The sequence below is a fragment of the Limosilactobacillus sp. genome (assembly GCF_041859915.1).
Lineage (GTDB): Bacteria > Bacillota > Bacilli > Lactobacillales > Lactobacillaceae > Limosilactobacillus.
Genome location: NZ_JBFLGB010000070.1, coordinates 1 through 8,722, shown reverse-complemented (window position 1 = coordinate 8,722; position 8,722 = coordinate 1). Strand labels below are relative to the sequence as shown.

7 protein-coding genes and 4 pseudogenes are annotated in these 8,722 nt (G+C 44.8%); 1 reads left to right on the top strand and 10 read right to left on the bottom strand.

Annotation, left to right across the window (positions count from 1 at the left end):
• Positions 1-79: 79 nt before the first annotated feature.
• The 9 genes and pseudogenes from rfbC to ACEYV4_RS08255 all read right to left on the bottom strand — a co-directional run bounded on the left by rfbC (position 80) and on the right by ACEYV4_RS08255 (position 7,777).
• Positions 80-661 carry a dTDP-4-dehydrorhamnose 3,5-epimerase gene (gene rfbC / locus ACEYV4_RS08295; protein WP_373842843.1) on the bottom strand — a complete coding sequence of 194 codons (582 nt, stop codon included), beginning with the start codon at positions 659-661 and terminating at the stop codon, positions 80-82.
• Between the two features lie 14 nt (positions 662-675).
• A pseudogene (gene rfbA / locus ACEYV4_RS08290) lies at positions 676-1,522 on the bottom strand (glucose-1-phosphate thymidylyltransferase RfbA).
• Positions 1,523-1,747: 225 nt separating this feature from the next.
• The gene (locus ACEYV4_RS08285) at positions 1,748-2,635 is read right to left on the bottom strand and encodes a PfkB family carbohydrate kinase (protein WP_373842842.1); all 888 of its coding nucleotides are present in this window, start codon (positions 2,633-2,635) and stop codon (positions 1,748-1,750) included.
• Between the two features lie 3 nt (positions 2,636-2,638).
• Positions 2,639-4,006: pseudogene (locus ACEYV4_RS08280) on the bottom strand (cytosine permease).
• A 20-nt stretch (positions 4,007-4,026) separates the two neighbouring features.
• Positions 4,027-5,025, bottom strand: a complete 999-nt coding sequence (locus ACEYV4_RS08275) for an ADP-ribosylglycohydrolase family protein (protein WP_373842841.1) — start codon at positions 5,023-5,025, stop codon at positions 4,027-4,029.
• Between the two features lie 11 nt (positions 5,026-5,036).
• Positions 5,037-5,735 (bottom strand): GntR family transcriptional regulator, encoded by a 699-nt coding sequence (locus tag ACEYV4_RS08270; RefSeq protein ID WP_265891696.1) that lies wholly within the window; start codon positions 5,733-5,735, stop codon positions 5,037-5,039.
• 135 nt (positions 5,736-5,870) lie between these two features.
• Complete coding sequence (locus tag ACEYV4_RS08265; protein WP_373842840.1) at positions 5,871-6,956, bottom strand: serine hydrolase domain-containing protein; 1,086 nt, start codon at positions 6,954-6,956, stop codon at positions 5,871-5,873.
• Positions 6,957-7,066: 110 nt separating this feature from the next.
• Positions 7,067-7,213, bottom strand: a pseudogene (locus ACEYV4_RS08260) (IS30 family transposase); the annotation flags it as partial.
• Between the two features lie 102 nt (positions 7,214-7,315).
• Complete coding sequence (locus ACEYV4_RS08255; protein ID WP_265891697.1) at positions 7,316-7,777, bottom strand: N-acetyltransferase; 462 nt, start codon at positions 7,775-7,777, stop codon at positions 7,316-7,318.
• 275 nt (positions 7,778-8,052) lie between these two features.
• Between ACEYV4_RS08255 and ACEYV4_RS08250 the strand changes: the two genes are divergently transcribed.
• A complete protein-coding gene (locus ACEYV4_RS08250) occupies positions 8,053-8,550 on the top strand; it encodes a GNAT family N-acetyltransferase (RefSeq protein ID WP_078009706.1) in 498 nt (165 codons plus the stop codon).
• Here ACEYV4_RS08250 and ACEYV4_RS08245 read toward each other — a convergent pair.
• Positions 8,533-8,722 (bottom strand): annotated as a pseudogene (locus tag ACEYV4_RS08245) (hypothetical protein); the annotation flags it as partial. The gene ACEYV4_RS08250 and the pseudogene ACEYV4_RS08245 overlap by 18 nt on opposite strands.

The following is an 8,722-nucleotide window of genomic DNA, read 5'->3' as shown; positions in this document are numbered from 1 at the left end:
TGAACGAAGTTGGAGCCGATGAAGCCGCAGCCCCCGGTGACGATGATGTTCTTGAATGCTTTCTTCATGGTCGGCCTCCTTAGATCTCACCGTAGACGAACGGGTTGTTCTTCTCGAATTCCGTGAAGCTCGGCTGAGCCGCGTCCTTCTCAAAGGTGATGGCCTTGTCAAATTCGATCGGCCAGTCGATGCCCAGTTCCGGCGTCTTGAAGGAGAAGCCACCATCGGCCTCGGCATTGTAGTAGTTGTCAACCTTGTAGAGGAAGTTGACATTGTCGGTCAGCGTCAGGAAGCCGTGGGCAAAGCCACGCGGTACCAGGAGCTGACGGTGGTTGCTGGCGGAGAGGATGTAGCCTTCCCATTGCTTGTAGGTTGGGGAGCCCTTCCGCACGTCAACGATCACGTCGAGGACCGCCCCGGTGACGACCCGGATCAGCTTGATCTGGGCGGCCTTACCACGCTGGAAGTGGAGCCCACGCAGTACGCCGGTCCGGCTGGACAGGGATTGGTTGTCCTGGACGAAGTTGAAGTCGATTCCGGCCTCCTTGAAGTCCCGGTCGGAGTAGGTTTCCTCGAAGAAGCCCCGGTTATCGCCGAAGACCTTTGGCGTGATGATCTTAACATCCTGCAGTTTCGTGTTCTTTACCATTAATTGTCCCATTATTTCGCTCTCCCTTAGTTTTCCTTCGCTAGCCGCAACAGGTACTGACCATAGTCGTTCTTCTTGAGCGGCTGGGCCAGTTCGACCAGCTTGTCCTTGTCAATGTAGCCCATCCGGTAGGCAATCTCTTCCAGACTGGCCACCTTAAGGTTCTGCCGACGTTCGATCGTCGCGATGAGGTTGCTGGCCTCCAGCATCGAGTCGTGGGTCCCGGTGTCTAGCCAGGCGTAACCACGCCCCATCAGTTTGACATCGAGCTTACCGCGACGGAGGTATTCCTTGTTGACGTCGGTAATCTCCAACTCGCCCCGCGCGGACGGCTGGATGTGCTTGGCGATGTCAATTACGTCGTTGTCGTAGAAGTAGAGGCCGGTGACCGCGTAGTTACTCTTCGGGTGGGCCGGCTTCTCCTCGATCGACAGGGCGTGCATCTGGTCGTCAAATTCGACGACCCCAAAGCGCTCGGGATCGTTGACGTGGTAGCCGCTTGGCGGCGTCTTGAACCAGCTGTGATAGGCCGGCACCGTAGTAGATGTTGTCACCGAGGATCAGGGCCACCGAGTCATCCCCGATAAAGTCCTCACCGATGATAAAGGCCTCGGCCAGGCCATTCGGGTGCGCTTGGATTTTGTAGGAAAAGTGCATGCCAATGTCAGCGCCGTCACCGAGGAGCTCCTCGAATTGGGGCAGGTACTCGGGCGTTGAGATCACCAGGACATCCCGGATCCCCGCCAACATCAGCGTTGATAATGGGTAGTAGACCATCGGCTTATCATAGACTGGAATCAGCTGCTTTGAGGTCCCCCGGGTAATCGGGTACAACCACGTCCCAGAACCACCAGCTAAAATTATTCCCTTCATAATTGCCATCTCCCCCGAAATGTACACTAATTAATGCCGATAGAAATTAAAAATAACTTGAAATAAATAATTATCTTTATATTCTCCTTTTATTCTACACCAATTAATAATACACTTATAGGATTAACGGCAATTAAGCTGGTAGTAATTTAATATATCCGTGAAGGACTAATAAAAAACCTCCCGTACTGAATTTCAGTATAGGAGGTTTATTTTTTAGAAAAATCAACTCAAACTTCCAGCCTCTTGTTGGATAACCTTTGCGGAGAGCTCATTTCCAACCTTACATGCTTCATCGAATGAATCGCCCTCCAATAGCCCGGCAATCACGCCACCACAGTGGGTATCGCCGGCACCGATTGTATTGACGACATTCTCAACCTTGTCGCTGCTAACAATTCTTCCACCATGATTATCGTACAGGTAGGTCCCCTTGGCACCTAGAGTCACCAGAACCGGTTCCTTAGTTTTACTGAAGATATCGCTCGCCTTCTCCTCCAGGGTGGCCTTATCGCTAAGGAAGCCGATCTCATCTTCATTGGCATTGATAATCACGCCCTTTGACATCAGCCTACCAATGATTTCCGGATCAATATAACTAATTCGTGGCGATGCATCGAACAGGATATACGAATCCTCATCGCGCTGTGCTAAATGGTCCAGCAGCAAGTTAGCCGATTTGACGTCTTCCATCTCGTACCCACTTACGTAGAAGTACTGGTAGTCAGACAAATTAATCTTCGTAAACCATTCGTCCTTCCAGTCCTGCTCAATGCCCGGGACCGTGATGAAGGATCGTTCCCCACCTGGTTCGACCAGGCAGAGGTCCCAACCGTTATCCTTGTGTTCATCCTCAAGCAGAATCGGGATCTTACTATCATTCATGGTTTTACGAACCAGTTCACTATACTGGCCCTTACCCACGGGGATGAACAGGTCGGCGTACTTGGCACCCAGGTAGTGCCTAATTGCACCATAGACGTTGAAGGCACAACCACCCACGTTAGAGGACTTCAGCTTGGCGGTCACATCCCCGCCAGAGACTGGCATCTGGGCAACATCCATTATTACGTCGACAAAAGCGGCGCCGATGATTAAACTTTTCTTCATCATCACTCACCCCTCTTGCTTATCATGGCTCTTAACAAACAGGGAGAAGATAAAAATAACGACAATAGCGGCAATCCCTGAAATGAAGACGGCGAGGCTGCTGTTATTTTCGAAGATGCCATGCGCAAACGGTCCTCGGTATGCACCATTTGACGTAAAAAGGAAACCGAAGATGGTGGCGATGATCCAGGAAATGATTCCCGGCCAGTTGTAGTGGACCGGAGAATTAGGCTCCATTAATTTAACGTCATAACCATGCTTACGGTAAATTACACTATCGACCAAGAAGATCGCAACCCATGAAGCAAGGCAGATCCCCAGGAAATTCAGGAATAACTCGAAGTTGCTCAAGAAGTTCCCGGAAATAAACAGCACGTAGACGGAAATCAGGATGATGATGACCGCGTGCAGTATCAGTGAGGTCTTCTGGGAAACTTCAATCCCAATCGTTGAAAGCTTAATTCGTGCTGACCGGAATGAAACTAAGCATTGCGGAATAATACCACCGGCCGCGACCAGGAAGTAGAGGAATCCGAACCAGCCGGGAATCGCACCGTACATTACCTGGTATGGGTCGCTTGAACTAGCTAAGCTTGGTGAAATTGTACTCAGGAGGACCCCACCAGCCATCAGAATAAAGAGTGGCGTGGCGGCACCTAAGGTCGTATTCCAGAAGGTAGCAGATGGCCTAGTATTCGGGCGAACATAGGCACCCCAGTCAGCGGCAGCCATTGACCAGGAGATACTCGAGCCGGCCGCGATGAACGCAACCGCCGGAAGCCAGCCGGTTACCCAACTACCCGGCTTCATGGCAAATGCTTCACCCCAGTTGGCATTCACGAGAAACATTATCAACATCACCAGGGTTAGCGCACCGAAGATCCAGCTTAGCCATGTTTGAATTTTAGCCAAGGTGTCTTCCTTAAAGATACCCGATAGAAAGACCAGCCCCGCAAAGACAACTAGACAAATGAACTTCGTAAATCCCGTTTGTGGAACGTGAATGATCCTCAGCATTGCGGAGAATAGCAAAGTACCGGTAATTACGTTGACGGCAAGCCAACCGACCATGTTCAGCCAGGCCATAAAATTAGGGATTTTATTACCATGTGTCCCAAAGGCGGCCCGACTCATCTTAAAGGTAGTAACCCCTTCACGCTGACCGATCATTGCCACCCATCCGGGAATCGCAAAGGTCAGCGCCCCGATCAGTGCGGCCGTGATTGATTACCAAAACGACAAGTGGTAACTAACAATGATGGCACCGTAAACGAAACCCATAATACCAATATTAGCGGCAAACCAGTTATAGAAAAGCTTCCCAGGACTTAGCGTTTTATCTTCTTCCGGGACTTTTACAAAATCGTTATCCATAGTAATTCACCTCGTTTTTACTATGCCTTGAACTCAGAAATCTTATCTGCAAATTCATGAATATTATGTTGAGGATTCTTTTCGTCAATTAACTTTTTCCAGTCTTCAGGAATCTTCTTTGCCCCTACTTTTGCACCACAAATCGCGGTTGCCATCGCACCAATCGTATCGGTATCTCCACCTAAGTTAGTGCAGATAAATGCACTCTTTTTGACGTCCTTAGCATAGTAAGCAATTGCCAGGGCTGCTGGAATACTTTCCGAAATGGTGGTTCCAGTCCCAACAGTGTTGTAAATTGCCCGACTAAATGCCTCATCGTCCCCTTTGAACTTATGGGCAATATCAATTCCGACCTCAAGGCGTTCCTTATTATGTGCCGCCCACGTTGGAGCACCCAATTTAAATCCAGCATCATTTGCCTTTTCAGCATAGTCAACAATGTCATCCCACGTGTAATCGGCCATCGCAGCGGTTACCGCTCCAGCAATCATTGCTGCTCCTGAAATAGCAACGTCACTGGAGTGGGTAATCTTAGTAACCTCATATACCATTTCAATCAGCTTATCGAAATCTTCCGGTTCGTAAAGAGTTCCAATTGGCGAAATTCGCATACCACACCCATTGGTAAAAGCGGTCTTGGTGACTTCAGCCGGGTCCTTACCCTCTTTTACAAGCTTAAGTGCTGCCTTGCTGCTTGGGCCCAGAATATTATTAGTCCATGCGCCAACCGCATCGGCCCACTTCATGATGTGTTTGACCAGTACCCGTGTATCTGGATCCCAGTTTGTCTCAATGAGGGCATCTAAAATTGCAAAGGCCTGGTTAGTATCATCGGTGTATTCACCAGCTTTGAAATTAATGGCAATATCATTATCATCAGTGCCATCTAGAAAAGTTGTGATGTTACGGCCAAACTTTTCCCTGATCTTTTGAATGGGCCATAATTCAGTCGGCATCCCCATCGAATCACCAATTGCTTGTCCATATAATGCACCTAAAATCTTATCTTTTTCACGCATAATCATTCCCCCTAAATGCCAAGTGTTAAATCAAATTCAGCAAAATTACTGTATGTTACTTTAACCTTTTCAACGACTCTGCCCTCTTCGTCATGAACAATCCCCTGGGCTTGCAAAAGCGGGGCATGAACGTTGCACTGCAGATTCTTCGCTAATTCTTCATCCGCAGCAACAGCGGACATGCTTAGTAAGGTTGTCGAAGGAATTATCTTATAATCTTGACGAATAACGGAATGTAAAGATTGCTTGCTAAAATCATACTTTTCCAAGCCATGGAATTGGTTTAGATTAATACGCGACTCATCAACCGTCATTGGAATTAAAGCATTGTCGCTATTGAACATTCGCAAACGTTTTAAGTAAAAGATTCTATTAACACCATCAGTAATTACCTGTTGATCAAGAATTTTATTAACTGGCGTTGCACCGATCTGATGAGCATAGTCAGAAAATCCTTTGAAGTTAAAAAGCTTAACTTTCGGTTGGGTCTGGTGGACAAAGGATCCTTTCCCCTGAACCTTTTTAATTAAGTTCATCCGTTGTAAATCCTTTAATGCCTTCTGGACAGTCGAGCGTGTGACGTTAAACTCCCTTGCATAATCTGCTTCAGATGGCAATTTATCACCCACCTCTCGATTATTAAAAATATCATTCTGAATCGCTAAAACAATTTGTGCACGAAAACTATTGTTAGTTATTTGTAAATCCATTGAAATTCCATCCTTACTACTTGAGTACTCAAGTACATAATACAACTATGTTCACTTTCGTGCAAGCGCTTTCTAATATGAACCATGACACTACTAAAAGAAAACTAGACTAATAACCAAGGTGGCTAAGTTTGCTTATATCCGCGCATAAATGCGGTTGATGTGATAGGCTAATTCACGGCATTTTTGGATGCTAATATTGTTGGCAAAGACCACAAAAGAACGTCGCTTAATGAGATTAACGTAAACAATGCAACTATAACCGTCCATAAAACCATTGGCATGCAATTCACCTGGTGTCAGGTAAAAGCCGTTGTAATAAGCAGGATTACTGTGAACCTGGCGGCTAGCACTCAGGTACGTAGCACTCAGGTACGCTTTCCGGATCTGCGAGTGACCGAGCAAGCCGCGGTTAATGAACTGCCAGTAAGCTAAAGGTGTTGCTAAGATCTGACCAGCACCGTATTCCGCCGACATTTCGCGTTGCAGACGGATCCACGTATTCGCCGATCCGGCATTATTGATCACATTTGGTTTGACCAAGTTCGGCGTGACATCACGGTTATTCCCTACCTGTTCGAAAAATTTCATCCCGTGAATGTTATTAGGACGAATTAGCTGTTTTTCTAAGTACTGGTGGTAACTTTCATGGTGAATCTGGCTGATAATTAACGCGATGAAACCATAGTTCACGTTGGCATAGAACCATGATCCAGGACGGTTATTCACCAACCGGTAGTTGTGCGCGGTAAACGCAACATTATCCTTGGTCGTTTTGATTGGTACTGGAGCAACTGTCCGTAAATCAGCCAGACCGCTGGTATGCGTTGCCAAGTTATTGACCGTAATGTTATTACTGTTCGCCACCTGTGGAAAGTACTGCGCCAACTTAGTAGTTGGTGACAGCTTTCCTTGGTCGTACTGTTGTTGCAAGGCAACCCCGGTAATGCCTTTTTCCAGCGAGGCAATCGGAAACAGTCGATGGGCACTAATGGCTTGTGCGCGGCCGTCGCTTGTATTAACGCGGTTACTAATGATGGTTGGCTGGCTTTTCGCATTACCAATCAACACCGTGGCGTTCGCCTCGTAATACCTTAGTTCCCGTTCAATAGCGGTTCTTTGCTGAGTGGTAACCGGCTGACTATCGGCGGCCACTGCTGGCATCAGCGACATCATCAACCCCATTGTCAGAGTCACCAGTAACCATTTTCTTGGTTTCACCGTAAGCACCCTTTCTGGTTATATCGAGCCCAATATTAATGTACCGAATAATAGACCTTTCGCCACCGTTTGGCAAGATCAGTTAACGCAAAAATACCCGCTAAGCATTAATGGTTGAGAATTTTTGGCTTTAACTCATCGCTCAGCTTAGTTTTCCGACCACATCGTGATCGGTTCAGCCGAACGCCCATTTGTATATTGGACAGCCCTAGTTCACAAAAGGTTTCGATTTTAATTCGTTCGGAATAGGTTGCCAAATAAAAAGCCCCTGCATTCCGATTATAGAATACAGGGACTTACTATATCAATATTTGCTAGGGGCTATTTGATAGTTATAGGTCCTAACAGGGAAACAAGGTTTATTTAAGAACTTTTCTCAAACGTATCATGTCCCTTAAAACAAGGCCATTTTCAGTAATTTTTTTATCATAGTGAATTGTAAAGAAATTTTGATCAACACCAACAACGCGGAAATCACATTTTTGATAAAGATAAAGTTGTCCGAAGCTAGTTGTACCAGTTCCAATTTCAAGACACTTGTAATTATTGTTTCGCGCATATTTTTCGGCAAAAGTAAGAAGTTGATGCCCAATTCCTTTGTTTCTTTGTGTTGGAATTACGGCAATGTTCACAACTTCTAGTGTTTCGGGGTGTGTAGGTAAAAGAATCAACACTCCTAATAATTCATTGTTATAGGTTGCCTCAAAACAAAAAGAACGGTTCAAATACTTACTTATTAATTTTTCATTAGGATCTGCTTCAAGTAACAGTTTATAATGCTGTTCTGTTAGTTTATTTAGTGTTTCAATATTTAGATTCATCTTTTCTCCTAATGGGAATGTGTCAATTGTTCTAAATCCCTGTCTGAAAAACCGTTTAATTTTGTAATCATTGTAGCCCCCTTTTTTTCCTAAAACAAGTTTAATAAAAAATAGGAGAGGATTCGATTATCTAAAACTAGGAAATGATATTAATTAATCATATACTTTCATTTTACGGACTGAATAAAAATAGTCCATTTTTTTAGTATAAGATCAATTCCTTATGAGTTCTGAATACTAGATTTATAGTATACTATGTCAAAAGGAGGAGTTAGATGAATAATCAAATCACACTAGCGTATTTAGATCATGATGATCTAGATGCTTTACAAGTTGTAAGTGTTGTCAGTTTTTATGAATCGTTTATCGATGGCGCAGATCCACTTGATATGCAAGAATATTTACAGACACAATTGACAACTGAAATATTGGCAGTAGAATTGGCACAGTCAACCAGTAAATTTATTGGTATTAAGGATCATCAAATACTCATTGGTTATATGAAAGTTAATGATGAAAAAGATGCTATAGAGATTCAACGGCTCTATCTGCTCAAAGATTATCAAAACAAAGGGTTGGGGCAACGGTTACTCGATGAAGCGAATCGTTATGCTAAAACGAAACAAAAACGTTATTTACGTTTGGCCGTTTATGAAAAAAATCATGCAGCTATTCGTTTTTATGAACGTTATGGATTTAAAAAAATCGGGATCAAACATTTTCTTTTAGGAAAACAAGATCGTATTTGTCCGATTTTAGAAAAAGAAATCTAAAAAAACGTCCTCACTTTTGATGCTGAGGACGTTTTTTAGACTGGTAATGGAACCATAATTCGCTTTCCTTATTTGATAAATCGCTAATTCCGTCACACCTTTTGCTTTTAACAGAGCAAAAAGATCATCGAAATGGAAACGGAAATGTCCAAGGTAATGCCCATCTGATCCA